This window comes from Humitalea rosea, assembly GCF_003253705.1.
GTDB lineage: Bacteria > Pseudomonadota > Alphaproteobacteria > Acetobacterales > Acetobacteraceae > Humitalea > Humitalea rosea.
The window spans coordinates 1-14,839 of sequence record NZ_QKYU01000011.1 but is presented as its reverse complement, the minus strand read 5'-3'; the positions used below and the strand labels follow the sequence as shown (position 1 = coordinate 14,839).

15 protein-coding genes are annotated in these 14,839 nt (G+C 70.2%); 9 read left to right on the top strand and 6 right to left on the bottom strand.

Annotated elements, in window-relative coordinates; translation table 11 throughout:
• The first annotated feature begins 9 nt into the window (after nucleotides 1-9).
• From C8P66_RS10745 to C8P66_RS10725, 5 genes are all read left to right on the top strand, one after another.
• Nucleotides 10-498 (top strand): GNAT family N-acetyltransferase, encoded by a 489-nt coding sequence (locus C8P66_RS10745; RefSeq protein WP_111398264.1) that lies wholly within the window; start codon nucleotides 10-12, stop codon nucleotides 496-498.
• Complete coding sequence (gene lpdA / locus C8P66_RS10740; RefSeq protein ID WP_111398263.1) at nucleotides 498-1,892, top strand: dihydrolipoyl dehydrogenase; 1,395 nt, start codon at nucleotides 498-500, stop codon at nucleotides 1,890-1,892. The genes C8P66_RS10745 and lpdA overlap by 1 nt, the downstream gene beginning before the upstream one ends.
• A gap of 4 nt (nucleotides 1,893-1,896) precedes the next feature.
• Nucleotides 1,897-2,865 (top strand): lipoyl synthase, encoded by a 969-nt coding sequence (gene lipA / locus C8P66_RS10735; RefSeq protein ID WP_111398262.1) that lies wholly within the window; start codon nucleotides 1,897-1,899, stop codon nucleotides 2,863-2,865.
• 2 nt (nucleotides 2,866-2,867) lie between these two features.
• Complete coding sequence (locus C8P66_RS10730) at nucleotides 2,868-3,338, top strand: type II toxin-antitoxin system RatA family toxin (protein WP_111398261.1); 471 nt, start codon at nucleotides 2,868-2,870, stop codon at nucleotides 3,336-3,338.
• Nucleotides 3,339-3,418: 80 nt separating this feature from the next.
• Nucleotides 3,419-4,486: a threonine aldolase family protein gene (locus C8P66_RS10725; protein ID WP_245903426.1), complete on the top strand. Its 1,068-nt coding sequence runs from the start codon at nucleotides 3,419-3,421 to the stop codon at nucleotides 4,484-4,486.
• Here the strand turns inward: C8P66_RS10725 and C8P66_RS10720 are convergent, their stop codons facing one another.
• The 4 genes from C8P66_RS10720 to C8P66_RS10705 are packed head-to-tail and all read right to left on the bottom strand — an operon-like array spanning nucleotide 4,487 to nucleotide 8,244.
• Complete coding sequence (locus C8P66_RS10720) at nucleotides 4,487-4,978, bottom strand: CinA family protein (RefSeq protein ID WP_111398259.1); 492 nt, start codon at nucleotides 4,976-4,978, stop codon at nucleotides 4,487-4,489.
• Nucleotides 4,979-4,980: 2 nt separating this feature from the next.
• Nucleotides 4,981-5,415 carry a phosphatidylglycerophosphatase A family protein gene (locus C8P66_RS10715; RefSeq protein WP_111398258.1) on the bottom strand — a complete coding sequence of 145 codons (435 nt, stop codon included), beginning with the start codon at nucleotides 5,413-5,415 and terminating at the stop codon, nucleotides 4,981-4,983.
• A complete protein-coding gene (locus C8P66_RS10710) occupies nucleotides 5,402-6,244 on the bottom strand; it encodes an alpha/beta fold hydrolase (protein ID WP_111398257.1) in 843 nt (280 codons plus the stop codon). The genes C8P66_RS10715 and C8P66_RS10710 overlap by 14 nt, the downstream gene beginning before the upstream one ends.
• Nucleotides 6,241-8,244, bottom strand: coding sequence for a lytic transglycosylase domain-containing protein (locus C8P66_RS10705; RefSeq protein ID WP_245903425.1), 2,004 nt, complete (start codon nucleotides 8,242-8,244; stop codon nucleotides 6,241-6,243). The genes C8P66_RS10710 and C8P66_RS10705 overlap by 4 nt, the downstream gene beginning before the upstream one ends.
• A gap of 110 nt (nucleotides 8,245-8,354) precedes the next feature.
• Between C8P66_RS10705 and dapA the strand changes: the two genes are divergently transcribed.
• The 4 genes from dapA (at nucleotide 8,355) to C8P66_RS10685 (ending at nucleotide 11,896) form a co-directional block, all read left to right on the top strand.
• Nucleotides 8,355-9,233 (top strand): 4-hydroxy-tetrahydrodipicolinate synthase, encoded by an 879-nt coding sequence (gene dapA / locus C8P66_RS10700; RefSeq protein WP_111398256.1) that lies wholly within the window; start codon nucleotides 8,355-8,357, stop codon nucleotides 9,231-9,233.
• A gap of 7 nt (nucleotides 9,234-9,240) precedes the next feature.
• The gene (gene smpB / locus C8P66_RS10695; RefSeq protein ID WP_111398255.1) at nucleotides 9,241-9,741 is read left to right on the top strand and encodes an SsrA-binding protein SmpB; all 501 of its coding nucleotides are present in this window, start codon (nucleotides 9,241-9,243) and stop codon (nucleotides 9,739-9,741) included.
• Complete coding sequence (locus tag C8P66_RS10690) at nucleotides 9,738-10,850, top strand: acetoin utilization protein AcuC (RefSeq protein ID WP_111398254.1); 1,113 nt, start codon at nucleotides 9,738-9,740, stop codon at nucleotides 10,848-10,850. The genes smpB and C8P66_RS10690 overlap by 4 nt, the downstream gene beginning before the upstream one ends.
• A gap of 65 nt (nucleotides 10,851-10,915) precedes the next feature.
• Nucleotides 10,916-11,896, top strand: coding sequence for a Bug family tripartite tricarboxylate transporter substrate binding protein (locus C8P66_RS10685; RefSeq protein ID WP_158537203.1), 981 nt, complete (start codon nucleotides 10,916-10,918; stop codon nucleotides 11,894-11,896).
• Between the two features lie 104 nt (nucleotides 11,897-12,000).
• Here C8P66_RS10685 and C8P66_RS10680 read toward each other — a convergent pair whose 3' ends face one another.
• Together C8P66_RS10680 and C8P66_RS10675 are read right to left on the bottom strand one after the other, a co-directional pair.
• Entirely contained in the window at nucleotides 12,001-14,250 is a 2,250-nt protein-coding gene (locus tag C8P66_RS10680; protein ID WP_146422816.1) for a putative bifunctional diguanylate cyclase/phosphodiesterase, read from the bottom strand.
• 141 nt (nucleotides 14,251-14,391) lie between these two features.
• The gene (locus tag C8P66_RS10675; protein ID WP_111398251.1) at nucleotides 14,392-14,715 is read right to left on the bottom strand and encodes an NIPSNAP family protein; all 324 of its coding nucleotides are present in this window, start codon (nucleotides 14,713-14,715) and stop codon (nucleotides 14,392-14,394) included.
• Between the last annotated feature and the right edge of the window lie 124 nt (nucleotides 14,716-14,839).

Here is a 14,839-nt window from a genome sequence, read left to right as displayed (position 1 = left end):
CCCCGGCTGATGTCCGGGCTCGTGATCCGCGATGCCGCCCCGGCCGATGTGCCGGTGGTCGCGGGCTTTGTCCGCGCCCTGGCGGCCTACGAAAAACTGTCGCATGAGGCGGTCGGCACCGATGCCGATTTCCACGCCGCCCTCTTCGGCGACCCCCGCCGCGCCGGCTGCCTGATCGCCGAAGCCGATGGCGTGCCGGCCGGCTTCGCGCTCTACCACTGGACCTTCTCCACCTTCCAGGCACGGCCCGGCCGCTGGCTGGAGGATCTCTGGGTCGATCCGGCCTTCCGCCGCCGCGGCATCGCGCGCGCGCTGATCGCCCGCCTCGCGGCCGAGACCCTGGCCGAGGGCGGGGGTCGCCTGAGTTGGAATGTGCTCGATTGGAACAAGCCCGCCATCGCGACCTATGACGCGATGGGCGCCACAAGCATGAACGCATGGATCACGCGGCGCCTGGCCGGCGACGCGCTCCTCACCTTGGCAGCGGAGGCGGCGTGATGGCCGAGACCTATGACCTCATCGTGGTCGGCAGCGGGCCCGGCGGCTATGTCGCCGCGATCCGTGCCGCGCAGCTCAAGATGAAGGTGGCGCTGGTCGAGCGGGAAAACCTCGGCGGCATCTGCCTCAACTGGGGCTGCATCCCGACCAAGGCGTTGCTGCGCGCCTCGGAAATCAACCATCTGCTCCACACGCTGGATGCCTATGGCTTCGCCGCCGACAATATCCGCTTCGACTTCGCCAAGGTGGTGAAGCGCTCGCGCGGGGTCGCGAGCCAGCTTTCGGGCGGCGTGAAGTTCCTGATGAAGAAGAACAAGATCACCGTTTACGACGGTGACGGCGCCCTGGCCGGCCCTGGCAAGTTGAAGGTCACCAAGGGCGGCAAGCCGGTCGCCGACCTGGAAGCCAAGCACATCCTCCTCGCCACCGGCGCCCGCGCCCGCACCATTCCGGGCATCGAGGCGGATGGCAAGCTGATCTGGACCTATCGCGAGGCGATGACGCCGACGGCGCTGCCCAAGAAGCTGATCGTCATCGGCTCGGGCGCCATCGGGGCGGAGTTCGCCTCCTTCTACCAGAACATGGGCTCCGAGGTGACGCTCATCGAGGTGATGGACCGCATCCTGCCGGTCGAGGACGCCGAGATCGGCGCCTTCGTCCACAAGGCCTTCGAGAAGCAGGGCATGACCGTGCTGACCGGCGCCAAGGTCCAAGGCGTGCGCAAGGGCGCGGATGACGTGACCGCCGTGGTCGAACATGGCGGCAAGGTCATGGAGATCAAGGCCGACCGCCTTATCTCCGCCGTCGGCATCGTCGGCAATGTCGAGGGCATCGGGCTTGAGGGCACCAAGGTCGTCGTCGAGCGCACCCATGTCGTCACCGACCCCATGGGCCGCACCGGCGAGCCCGGGATCTACGCCATCGGCGACCTGACCGGCCCGCCCTGGCTGGCCCATAAGGCGAGCCATGAGGGGGTGATCTGCGTCGAGGCCATCGCCGGGCTGCATCCGCATCCGATGGATGTGCTGAACATCCCCGGCTGCACCTATTGCCGCCCGCAGGTTGCTTCGGTCGGGCTGACCGAGGCCGCGGCCCGCGCCAAGGGCTTCGATGTGAAGGTCGGCTGCTTCCCCTTCATCGGCAATGGCAAGGCCATCGCCATGGGCGAGCCGGAAGGCCTGGTGAAGACCGTCTTCGATGCCAAGACCGGCGAGCTTTTGGGCGCCCACATGGTCGGGCCGGAGGTGACCGAGCTGATCCAGGGCTATGTCATCGCCCGCACCCTCGAATCCACGGAAGCCGAGTTGATGCACACGGTATTCCCGCATCCCACGGTCTCGGAAACCATGCATGAGTCGGTGCTTGATGCCTATGGCCGTGTGATCCACATCTAGCGCCATGGCCACGCGCATCGAGATCAACCACAGCCAAGCCCGGACCGGGGCCGAACGGCACCCGGAGAAGGCCGCGCGCCCGGACAACCCCATCCAGCGCAAGCCGGATTGGATCCGGGTGAAGGCGCCGACGCATCCGATCTACCATGAGACCCGCGCCCTGATGCGGGAGAACCGGCTGGTCACGGTCTGCGAGGAAGCCGCCTGCCCGAACATCGGCGAGTGCTGGTCCCAGCGCCACGCCACCATGATGATCATGGGCGAGACCTGCACCCGCGCCTGCGCCTTCTGCAACGTCGCGACGGGGATGCCGAACCCCTTGGACACCGATGAGCCGCGCCGGGTCGGTGACGCCGTCGCCAAGCTCGGGCTGCGCCATGTCGTCATCACCAGCGTGGACCGCGACGACCTGAAGGACGGCGGCGCGCTGCATTTCGCCCAGACCATCGCCGCGATCCGCAATGCCACGCCCGAGACCACCATCGAAATCCTGACGCCCGATTTTTTGCGGAAAGACGGGGCGCTGGAGGTCGTGGTCGCGGCGCGGCCGGATGTGTTCAACCACAACCTCGAAACCGTGCCCCGTCTGTATCCCACCATCCGCCCCGGCGCCCGCTACTTCCACTCCCTGCGGCTGCTGGACCAGGTGAAGGAGTTGGACCCGACCATCTTCACCAAATCCGGCATCATGGTGGGTCTGGGTGAACAGCGCGGCGAAGTGCTGCAGGTGATGGATGATCTGCGCAGCGCCGAGGTCGATTTCCTCACCATCGGCCAGTATCTGCAGCCGACCGTCAAACACGCCGCGGTGGACCGCTTCGTGCCGCCGGCGGAATTCGACGATTACGCCGCCATGGCGCGAGCCAAGGGCTTCCTGCTGGTTTCGGCGACGCCGCTGACCCGCTCCTCCTACCACGCCGACCGTGATTTCGCGGCGCTGCGGGCGGCACGGCTCAAGTCCCTCGCGGCCTGACCATGCCGACGCATGCCGAAAAGCGCATCCTGCGCTATACGCCGGAGCAGATGTTCGAGTTGGTGGCGGATGTCCGCCGCTACCCGGAATTCCTGCCCTGGTGCGTCGGCGCGCGCGTCCTGTCGCATACCGACACGGAACTGCTCGCCGACATGACCATCGGCTTCAAGATGTTCCGCGAGAGTTTTCGTTCCCGCGTGACCCTCGACCGGCCGTCGCAGGTGCGGGTGTCCTATGAGAAGGGCCCGTTCCGCTACCTGAACAACACCTGGACCTTCCGGCCGCATCCGCAGGGCTGCGAACTCGATTTCTTCGTCGATTTCGAATTCCGCAGCGGCATGTTGCAGGCGGTCATCGGCGTCGTGTTCAACGAGGCGGTCAAGGTGATGGTTGGCGCCTTCGAGCGCCGCGCCCGCGTGCTCTATGGCCGCGCGGTGCCCAACGCCTCCGGGACGCCCGCGCCGGTTACCTGATGCGGTGGGGCTGACGGCGGGCCGATCGGGTGGCAAGCTTGGCGCTTCCTCATGTCCGGGTGCCTCCGATGCTTGCTGCCATGTCCTACATCCCTGTCCGCCCGGATCCCTCTTTGCCGCCGGTCACGGTCAACCTCTATTCCGACACCCAGACCCGGCCGACGCCGGCGATGCTGGACGCCATGAAATCGGCCGAGACCGGCGACGAGCAGCACGGCGACGACCCCACCGTCTGGGCGCTCTGCGACCGCATGGCAGCGCTTCTGGGCAAGGAGGCGGCGGTGTTCCTGCCCTCCGGCACCATGTGCAACGTGGTCGCGCTGCTGGTGCATTGCCGCCCCGGGGATGAGGTGCTGGCCCATCGCCTGGCCCACATCATCACCAGCGAGCACGGCAATCACGCGGCCCTCGGCGGCATCATGATGAACCCGCTCGACGGCGAACGCGGCTTGTTCGACGTCGCCGCGGTCGAGGCCGCCCTCCGCCCCCGCAGCCGCTACGCGCCCCCCCAGAAACTGCTGGAGGTCGAGCAGACCGCCAACCTCGGCGGTGGCGTGGTCTGGCCGCAGGCGCAGCTCGATGCGGTGCTGGCGCGCGGGCATGAGGCCGGGCTCGCGACCCATATGGATGGCGCGCGGCTGATGAATGCCGTGGTCGCCGCCGGCATCCCGGCCGCCGAGATGGTCGCGGGTTGCGACAGTGTCTGGGTGGATTTCACCAAGGGCCTGGGGGCGCCCCTCGGCGCCGTGCTGGCCGGCAGCACCGAGTTCATCTCCGAGGCCTGGCGCTGGAAGCAGCGGCTCGGCGGCTCGATGCGCCAGGGCGGGGTTTCGGCCGCGGCCTGCCTCTATGCGCTTGACCACAACATCGACCGGCTGGCGGGGGATCACACCAATGCCCGCACCCTGGCGCGGGGCCTGGCGCAGCTTGAGGGGATGAAGGTGGAGCAGCCGGACACCAACCTCGTCTTCTTCGACCCGCGCGGCGCCGGGCTGACCGCCGAGGCATTCGCCACCGCGATGCGTCAGCAGGGGGTGATGGTCAGCACCCTGGCCGGCCGTGTCCGCGCCTGCACCCATCTGGATGTCAGCGCGGCGCAGATCGAGCTGGCGCTGACCGCCGCCCGCGCGGTGGTGGCGGCCGCCTGATCAGGCGTCGGCGACCCGCTCCACCAGCTTCAGCGCCTGTACGACCGTCGCCGCCCTGATGGCGGCGCGGTCGCCGGGGAAGACGAAGCGCTTCACCTCGGTGCCCATCCCCCGCCGTGCGACGCCGATGAACACCAGCCCGACCGGCTTCTCCGCGCTGCCGCCATCCGGCCCGGCGATGCCGGTGCAGGAGACGGCGATATCCGCGCTGGCCACCTGCAAGGCCCCGGCGGCCATGTCGCGCGCGCAGGCCTCGCTGACCGCGCCGACGCCTTCCAGTATGTCTTCGGAGACGCCCAGCAGCTTGGTCTTCATGGCGTTGGAATAGGTCACGAAGCCGCCGAGCAGGGTCGCCGAACTGCCCGGGATGGCGGTCAGCGCGCCCGCGATCAACCCGCCGGTGCAGGATTCGGCGGTCGCCAGGGTCAACTCCAGCCGTTGCAGCTTGGTCAGCAGGGCCTGGGCCTGCGCCAGGGTTTCGGGCGGTAGCATGGTCACAGCACCCCTCGGGCCAGAATGATCGCCGCGCCGGCGAAGACTCCGGCCAGTATATCATCTCCCATCACGCCCCAGGCCCCCGTCTGCCGGTCCACCCAGCCGATCGGGCCGGGCTTCAGGATATCGAAGGCGCGGAACAGCGCGAAGGCACCCAAGGTCCAGGGCAGCAGCGCCAGCCCGCCGAGGGCGGGCAGGGCCGCCAGGGCCAGCGCCTGGCCCGCGCCCTCATCCACCACGACCCAGCCCGGATCGTCCCGCCGGTCGCGCAGCGCCCAGAGTCCGGCGATCAGCAGCACCACCGCCAGGCCCAGGCAGGCGCCCGGCCCGGCCCAGGCGATCGGCAGCACCACCGCCGAGCCCCAGCTGCCCGGGGCGGGGCGCAGATGCCCGACGCCGCCAAGGGCGGCGATGCGGTCTTCAATCGATCTCATCGAGGAACCCAGTCACGGCCGTCATCGCCGCCTCCCCCTCCAGCGGCGGCGCATGGCCGATGCCGGGCAGGGAGATGACGCGCAGTCCCCGCTTCTCCCGCCGCATCCGCGCGACCGTGGCGGCGGAGAGGATGGTGCTGGCCTCGCCCCAGAGCAGCAGCACCGGCAGGTCGGCCACGCCGCGCCAGACCTGCCAGAGATCGGCGGGCGGCCCGGTGCGGCTGGCCTCGGCGATGCGGACGTCCCAGCGCGGGTGCAGCCGGCCATCCTCGCCGGGGGCGTAGGTCAGCCCGGCGAAGCGCCGCCAGCCCGCCGCATCCAGCCCGAGCGTCGGCACCACCCGCTCCATATAGGCGGCGGCTTCCTCCATCGAGCCGAGCGCCGGGTCGGTGCCGGCAAAACCCTGCACATGCTCCAGCCCGCCGGCCTCGATATGCGGCCCGATGTCGTTCAGCACGATCCCGCGCAGCAGCGCCGGGCGCAGCACCGCGATCAGCATCGACAGCAGCCCGCCGAAGGAGGTGCCGACCACCACCGCCCGGTGCAGATGCAGCGCCGCGCAGGCATCCAGCACGTCGCGCAGCGCGTGTTCGGGCTTGTAGCGCCCAAGCTCCTCCGGCCGCCCGCTTTCGCCATGCCCCGCGTAGTCCATGGCGACCACGCGCCGTATTCCGGCGTTGCGGGCGGCGATGGCCGCAAAATCCATCCCCGTGCGGCAGAGCCCGGGCAGGCACAGTACCGGGGTCCGCCCCTCCGGCCCCGCCCAGTCGTATGCGGCCAGCGGCAGCCCGTCGCGCGCGGCGAAGCGGACCAGCCGCGGTGCCGTCATCGCAGGGCTTCGAGCCAGGGCCGCAGCGGATGGTCGCGCCCGGCGGCATCGGGCTCATAGGCGCGATAGACGATCAGGTTCTCGATGATCCGCTGGACGTAGTTGCGGGTCTCGGAGAAGGGGATCTGCTCGATCCAGTCGATCGGATCGGTGCCGGCGCGCGGATCGCCATAGGTGGTGATCCACTCATCCGCCCGGCGCGGCCCGGCGTTGTAGCCGGCCGCCGCCAGGGCGACGGAGCCGTTGAAGCGGTCCAGCATCTCCGACAGATAGGCCGAGCCGAGCAGCAGGTTATGCGCCGGGTCCTGCGTCAGCATCGCGGTCCGGTGCGCGACGCCGAGCTTGCGCGCCGTGTCCGACGCCGTGCCGGGCAGCAGTTGCATCAACCCGCGCGCATTGGAGCCGGAGACCGCCTCGGGGTCGAAATTGCTCTCCTGCCGGGCGATCGAATAGACCAGCGCCGGCTCGGCGCGGCTGCCGCCATTGAGGGTCACCGGCGTCGGCCAGCCTTCGGGCAGGATCATCACCCCATCGGCGCCGGCGCGGCGGGCGATCCAGACGGCATGGTCGGGCCGCCCGATCAGCCGCCCGAGGCGGGCGATCATCACCCGGTCATTGGCATCGGGCGCCAGCTCCTCCAGCCGCAGCAGGAAGACCCGTGCCTTGCTGGATTGGCCGAGGTCGCCGAGGGCCACCACCGCCCGCGCCATGTCCCGCCGTTCGAAGCCATCGACCATGACCGGGGTCAGCCGTGACGGGGTGATCGCAACGATCTGATCGGAGAGCGCGCGGGGCGAGGGGTCGAGTGCCAGGGCCGCGAGCTGGCCATAGAAAGCGGTCGGAAGGGCGGCGGCGACGGCATATTGCGCGCGCGCCTCCGGCAGCCGGCGCAGCGCGACCAGGGCCCGGCCCTGCCAATAGGCGCTGCGGGCGCGAGTGATGACGCTGTGCGAGCCATCATCCACCGCGGCGAAATGCGCCAGGGCATGGGCGGGGTCGTTCAGCTTGCGGAGCGCGAGCCAGCCGGCGAAGAACTCCGCCTCCTGCCGCGTCAGCCCCGGCGCGGTCTGGCCATGGTTGACCGCGATCGCATAGGCGGTGGCCGGATCGCCGAGGCGCAGCGTCTTGCGCGCCAGGATCTGGCGCTCGGCCCAGATCGCGCGCTGGCCTTCCTCCGGCACCGCCGCGGTCTGGTAGGGCACGGCCTGCGCCCAGACGGCGGCGGCCTCGGCGTCGCGATCCGCCCGGCGCAGGGCGCGGGCGCGTTCATAGAGGATGCCGATGTCGCGGAAAGGCGCGGCGCTGTCCGGATCGGTCCGCCCGGCGGCGATGGAGAGCCGCATCTCGGCCAGGGCGCGCTGGCCCGGCTCCAGCCGCATCGCCTGGCGCGCGGCATCGTTGGAACTGCGGAGCCACGACAGGCGGTCGAAGCGCTGCTGCTGGTCCTGGGCGGTCAGCACCGTGGCGAAGCGGCCGAGCACCGCCCCCTCGTCTCCGGCATCGGCCGGGGCCTCGACCCAGGCGGCGCGGATCACGGCGGTGGCTTCGGCGCCGCGCCCGGCGCGTATCAGCGCCTCGGCGTGGCGGCCCGCGCCCGCCAGCGTCCGGGCCGGAAAACGGGCGAAATGGGCAAGGGCGAGGGCGTCATCCGGGGCCAGCGCGAGGGCTTCCTCGGTCCGGCGCAGCAGGGTCTCGGGGAAGGGCCAGTCCGGATTCTCGGCGATGAAGCGGACCAGCTCGCCAGGCCCGGCCTGGCCGCGGCGTTGCAGCCGGTCCCAGGTGACGATCTTGCGGACCAGCGGATCGGCGCTGGCGGCGGTCGCCTCGGCATCGGTGGTGCGGCCGGCGAAGGCGGCGGCCAGCGCATCGCGCCCGGCGGCGCGCTCAGCCTCCCCGGCCCATGGCTGGGCCGCGAGCGGGGTTGCGCCGAGCAGGCAGAGGAGGGGGAGGAGGACCAGGATCGGGCGTCGCATGGGCGGCAGGCATAGCCGATCGGCCATGCCCTGTCGCCCGCCTTGTCCCGGCGGGGGCAAGTCCCTAGGTTCGCCGATACCCAAAATTCGGGTACCCAAAAACTTGGGCACGAAAAATCTTTCAAGGAAGAACGCGGATGTTCCACGGCAGCATGGTCGCGCTGATTACCCCCATGCGCCCCGACGGCAGCCTGGACAAAGACGCCTATGCGCGCTTCGTCGCCTGGCAGATCGCCGAGGGCACCCAGGGTCTGATCCCCGTCGGCACCACCGGCGAAAGCCCGACCTTGACCCATGACGAGCACAAGCAGGTGGTCGAGGCCTGCATCGCCGCCGCCGCGGGCCGCGTGCCGGTGATCGCGGGTGCCGGCAGCAACAGCACCGCCGAGGCCATCGACCTGACCCGCCACGCCAAGGGCGCGGGCGCGGATGCGGCGCTGGTGGTCACGCCCTACTACAACAAGCCGACGCAGGAGGGGCTGTACCGCCACTTCATGGCGATCGCCGATGCCGTCGATCTGCCCGTCATCATCTACAACATCCCGCCGCGCAGCGTGGTGGACATGAGCGTGGAGACGATGGCGCGGCTCGCGAAGCATCCGAACATCGTGGGCGTGAAGGATGCGACCGCGAATCTCGCGCGGCCGATCCATACCCGCATCGCCTGCGGCCCGGACTTCGCCCAGCTTTCGGGCGAGGACCATACGGCGGTCGCCTTCCTCGCTGCCGGCGGGCATGGCTGCATCTCCGTCACCGCGAACATCGCCCCCCGGCTCTGCGCCGAGATGCACCGCGCCTGGGCCGAGGGGCGCCTCACGGATGCCATGGCGATCCAGGAGCGGCTGACGCCCGTGCATGATGCGATGTTCTCCGAGGCCTCGCCGGGGCCGGTGAAGGTCGCCGCCTCCCTGCTCGGCCTGTGCGGCGATACCTGCCGGCTGCCGATGGCACCGGTCGCGGAGGCCAACCAGACCCGCGTGAAGACGGCGCTCCAGGGCGCCGGACTGTTGAACTGAAGGCAATATGGCGAGCACACCGAAGAAGAAGAGCCTGATCAGCCACGGCACCGCGGCGCAGAACCGCAAGGCCCATTACGACTTCAAGATCAACGAGACGCTGGAAGCCGGCATGGTGCTGCTGGGCGGGGAGGTGAAGAGCCTGCGCGCCGGCCGTGCCGCCATCGCGGAAGCCTGGGCCGGCGAGCGCGACGGGGAGATGTGGCTCTACAACTGCTACATTCCCGAGTGGCAGGCGAATTCGCTGATGGCGAAGTTCGAGCCGCGCCGCCCGCGCAAGCTGCTGATGTCGCACAAGCAGATCGCCACCTGGGCGGGCGCGGTGACGCGCCAGGGCGCGACCATCGTGCCGCTGGAAATCCTGTTCAACGAACAGGGCCGGGCGAAGGTGAAGCTCGGCCTCGCCGAGGGCAAGCAGGCGCATGACAAGCGCGCCCATGTCGCGGAGCGCGACTGGGCGCGGGACAAGGCGCGCGTGATGCGGGACAAGGGCCGCGACCACGGGTGAAGCCCCTCTTCATCGGGCATGAGATCTACCGCCACAGCACCTATGGCCCGAAACACCCGCTCGCCATCCCGCGCGTCCCCGTCGTCACCGATCTGATCCGCGCGCTGGGATGGCTGCCCGAGGACCGCTTTCGCGAGAGCCCGCAGGCGACGCCCGAGCAGCTTCTGGCCTTCCACACCGCCGATTACATCGCCGCCCTGCAACGCAGCGAGGCGGCGCAGGCGGTGACGGAGGCGGATCGCGCCCGGCATCACATCGGCGCCCATGGCAACCCGGTCTATCGCGAGATGTACCGCCGCCCGGCGACAAGCGCCGGCGGGGTGATGCTGGCCGCGCGGCTGACCGCCGATGGCGGCATCGTCCATGTCCCCGGCGGCGGCACCCATCACGGCCGCGCCGATCGCGCCAGCGGCTTCTGCTACCTCAATGATTGCGTGCTGGGCTGCATGGAATGGCTGGCTCAGGGGATTTCGCGCGTGCTGTATCTCGATCTGGACGCGCATCACGGCGATGGTGTGCAGGATGCCTTCCATGACGAGGATCGCGTGCTGACGCTGTCGGTGCATGAGGGCGGGCGCTGGCCTTTCACCGGCGCCGTCGAGGACCGCGCGGGCGGCATGGCGCGCAACATCCCGGTGCCGCAAGGCTACCATGATGCCGAGGCGGATTGGGTGCTGCGCCACGCCATCCTGCCCCTGATCCGGCATTGGCGGCCGCAGGCGGTGATGATCCAGGCGGGGGCCGACAGCCTGGCCGGGGACCCGCTGGCGCGGCTGGCGCTGACCAACGCCGCCTATCGCGCAACGCTCGCCGCGGTGATGCCGCTGGCGCCGCGGCTGATCCTGCTGGGTGGCGGCGGCTACAACCCCTGGTCGGTCGGGCGGAACTGGGCGGGGCTCTGGGCCACGTTGAACGGGCTTCCAATCCCATCCCGGCTGCCACCGGGCGCCGAGGCGGTGCTGCGCGCGCAAAGCCTGAACCGCGCCGCCGGCCGCAATCCGCCGGAGCATTGGTTCACCACCTTGGCCGACGCCCCCGCCGCGCCGCTGCCGGTGCGTGAGGAAGTCCGGCATTTATGCGCGGCGGTGTTGGCCGACCCGCCAAAATAACAGACGCGGTTGCAAATTCGTCTCAGATAGGATCACAATCTCGCGATAGCCGCGGATCCCTGCCCATGCGCCGCCGACCGTTGCTTGCCGCCCCCTTGCTGCTTCTGGCTCCGGCGCGCGGAGAGGCGGCCGCGGTCGCGGTCTGGCCGAACCGGCCGATCCGCTTCGTGATTCCCTGGCCCGAGGACAACGCCGCCGCCGCCATCGGGCGTCTGGTGGGTGCTGCGATGGCGCCGCGCCTGGGTGGCGAGCTGGTGTTTGAATACGGCCCCCAGGAGCTTGGCGCGGAGGGCGATGAAACGGTCGCCAGAAGCCCCTCCGATGGCCATGCCATCCTCCTGGCCGGGGCGCGCACCTTCTACCGGCCCCTGCTGCGGCCGGACACGTCGCTCGATCCGGATCGTGATTTCGATTTCGTCGGCCCGATCGGCGATGCGCCCTTCGCCTTGGTGGTCCGCAACGGCCTGCCGCGCGACCTGCTTGGCTTCGTTGCCCATGCCAGGGCCAATCCGGGGCGGCTGAACATGGCCTCGACCGGGCAGGGCGGCACCAGCCATCTGGCCGGGGAACTGTTCAACCGCATGGCGGGGATCGAGGCCGTGCATGTGCCCTATCGCGGCTCCGTCCCGGCCTTGGCCGATCTCGTGGGCAGCCGGGTCGATTACGGCTTCGATACGCTGGCGGCGGTGCAGGGGCATGCGATGGCCCAGCGCATCGCCATGCTCGGCGTCTCCACCCCCGCCCGGGTCGCGATGGCCGCCGGGGTGCCGACGATCGCCGAGGCCGGTGGGGCCACCCCGCTGGCGCGCTTCGTCGCCGCACCCTGGCTCGGGATCTGCTGCCCCGCCGGCGTGGCGGCGCCCGTGGTCGGCGGCTTGGCGGCGGCGCTGGCGGCGGCGCTGGCCGAGCCCGAGGTCGTGGCAGGGCTGGCCGGGCAGGGCTGCCGCGCCTTCAGCCTCGGCCCTGCGGGCTTCGCCGCATATGTGCGGGCCGAGCAGAGGACCTGGGCCGGCGCCATCGCAGCCGCGGGCTTGCGCCCGGGCTGAGCCCCTTGGAGCATTTTCAAGTCGGGTGGAGTCGCCCGACGCTTCGGAAAATGCGACAAAACAACAAGCCAGAGCGGTTGAAGCGCAAGCGAACGGAAACCGCTCTAGGCTCGCAGGGCGGAAATGGCCAAGGGCGGCACCAGCACATCGGCCCGCTCCGGCCGGCCGGTCAGCCAGCCCTGGATGACGGTGCAGCCCTCGCGGCGGATGGCGAAGGCCTCGGCCTCCGTCTCCACGCCTTCGGCCAGCACCTCGATCCCCATGCCGCGGGCCAGCGCGACGGTGGCCCGCAACACCGCGCGATGCCCCGGCGAGCGGTCCAGCCCGGCGACGATGCTGCGGTCGAGCTTCAGCCGCTGCACCGGCAGCCGGACCACATGCTGCAGCGAGGACAGCCCGCCGCCGAAATCATCCAGCGCCAGCAGCACGCCGATCGCCCGCAGCCGGGCCAGCGTCGCCTCGATCGGGGCGATGTCGCGGGCCGCCAGATCCTCGGGGATCTCGATCTCCAAGGTGGCCGGGGCGACGCCATGGCGCAGCAGCGCGCCGGCGACGCGATCGGCATAGCCCGGATCGCGCAGCGACAGGACCGAGGCATTGATCGCCACCACCGGCGGCGCGCCCGGCTGGTCGCGCCAGATCGCGAGCTGACGCAGCGCCTCCTCCAGCACCCAGGCGTCGATGGCATGCAGCAGCCGCGCCTCGGAGGCGACGGGGAACAGCTCGGATGGCGGCACATCGCGGCCGAGGCGGGAGGAATGCCAGCGCAGCAGCGCCTCGGCCCCCACCATGCGCTGCGTGCCCACCTCGCGCTGCGGCTGGAAGACGAGATGGAACTCATTCTCGTTCAGGGCCGCGATGAGCGCATCGCGCAGCGTCTCGCGCCGGTCCACCGCCTCACGCAGCGCCGGGTGGAACACCAGGGCGGCGTTGCGACCGGCCTGCTTCACGCCATAGAGGGCGAGATCGGCGGCCCGTTGCAGCTCATCGGCGGTGCGGCCGTGATCGGGGGAGACGGCGATGCCGATGCTGGCGGCGATGCCAAGCTCGATGCCCTGGAAGCAGACCGACTCCCGCAGATGCGCCTGCAGCCGGGCCGCGATGGCGCGCGCCCCCTGTTCATCCGTCCTGGGGGCGATGATCGCGAATTCATCGCCGCCGAGACGGCAGCAGACATCGCCCGGCCGGATGCCCTCGCCCATGCGCGCGGCGACGGCGATCAGCATCGCATCGCCCGCGGCATGGCCGTAACGATCGTTGGTCGCCTTGAAGTTGTCGAGGTCGATCAGCAGCAGCGCGCCGCCCTCCGCCCCCTCCAGCGCGATGGCCTCAAGTGCCGCGCGGAAGCGGGCGCGATTGGCGAGGCCGGTGAGCGGGTCGTGCTCGGCCAGATGTTCGGCCTGCGCCTGCGCCTGCTTCAACGGCGTGATGTCGATGATCGTCAGCACGACGCTCTCCCCGCCGACGAGCCAGGGCGAGGCGGCGACCAGCAGCCGGCCCTCGCCGCCGGAGGCGAGCGGCATCCCCACCTCGACCTCCCGGCCGACGGGAAAGCCCAGCGGGCCCTCGGGGTCGTCGGGGAAGGCCCTGCGGAGCCCGGCGGTGGCGAGCGAGCTCGGCACGATGCCATTGGGGAACAGCCGGCCCAGGCGTGCATTGGCCGAACGCGTGCGGCCATCGGCATCCAGCTCCCAGATGCCGACCGGCGCGCTTTCCAGCAGGCTGCGCGCCTTCTCGGCGGCTTCGGCGAGCAGGGCCTCATGCGCCTTCACCGCCGTGATATCCGTGGCGTAGCCCATGATGCGCCCGCCGGAGAGCTGCCGCTTCACCACGCGCATCCACTTGCCGCTTGGGATGACGCGGTCGAAGGAGCCTTGCTTGGTGTTCTCGTGCGTGGCGATGCGGCGCGCGAGCTCGGCCGCGATGGCGGCCGGCGCGGTCGGGTCGGACAGGTCGGGGAACATGGTGCGGACGACCGTCATCCGCATCAGATCATCATACCGCACGGGACCGCCACGCGCGGCGGCAATGGCCTCGGCATGCTGGGCGCGATAGCTGGCATTGGCATGGATCAGCACGCGGTCGGGCGTGAAGATCGCGAGCCGGCCGGGCAGGGCTTCGGTCGCCTCGGCCAGCAAGTCCCGCTCCTGTTCCGCGCGGCGCAGCGCGCGGCGCTGCATCGTGGCCAGGGCCAGGCACGGAAGGACGCCGGCCGCGGTGACGGCGGCGGCCTCCATCCCCACCCAGGCTCCAACGCCGACCGCCGCCACCGCCAGGCCCTGGGCCAGCCAGTCCGCAGAGGAGGCGATACGGGCAGAATAAGTTTGCAGAACACTGTCCCGTGGCTTCGGCACGCGAGCCGAGTGGTATGCTCGCATTACAGTGTATAACTGTGTGTGAAGAAAGACATTTGACCGCACTATCATCACAACGCCGCCAGATGGCTGCACGCCACCGGCGGCGCCTGATGCTTCAGCGGTGTGGTTTCGCTGGCGTCAGTCCTGCCAAAGCGGCGTGAAGAACGGCGCGGGCGTCAGCACCTTGCTCTCCTGCGCGATCAGCAGCGGGCGCAGCTTCTGGACATAGGCCTGCCAGCCCGGATCGGCCGCCATGGCGGCGCGCTTGGTCGTCCGCTCATTCAGATCGGTGTAGGCCCACATGTGGACGATCTGGTTCAGCGGCCCGATTTCGGTGGAGTAGTATCCGATCATGCGGCCGAGGATGCGCTTCTGAATCGCCATGCCTTCCGTCTCATAGAGCTTTAGATAGGCCGCGACCTGGCCGGGATGGAGAGTATAGGTTCGTTCTTCGACGATCATGGCGCCTGCTCCTTTGATGGCGCGTCACGCTAGCAGCCTGTCGGATTCACGTCATGGATGTGGTTGCCTGGTCGGGTCTGGGTGGGTTCATGGCTGCATCAGGCGATGCAGCCTGCGGCAGTTA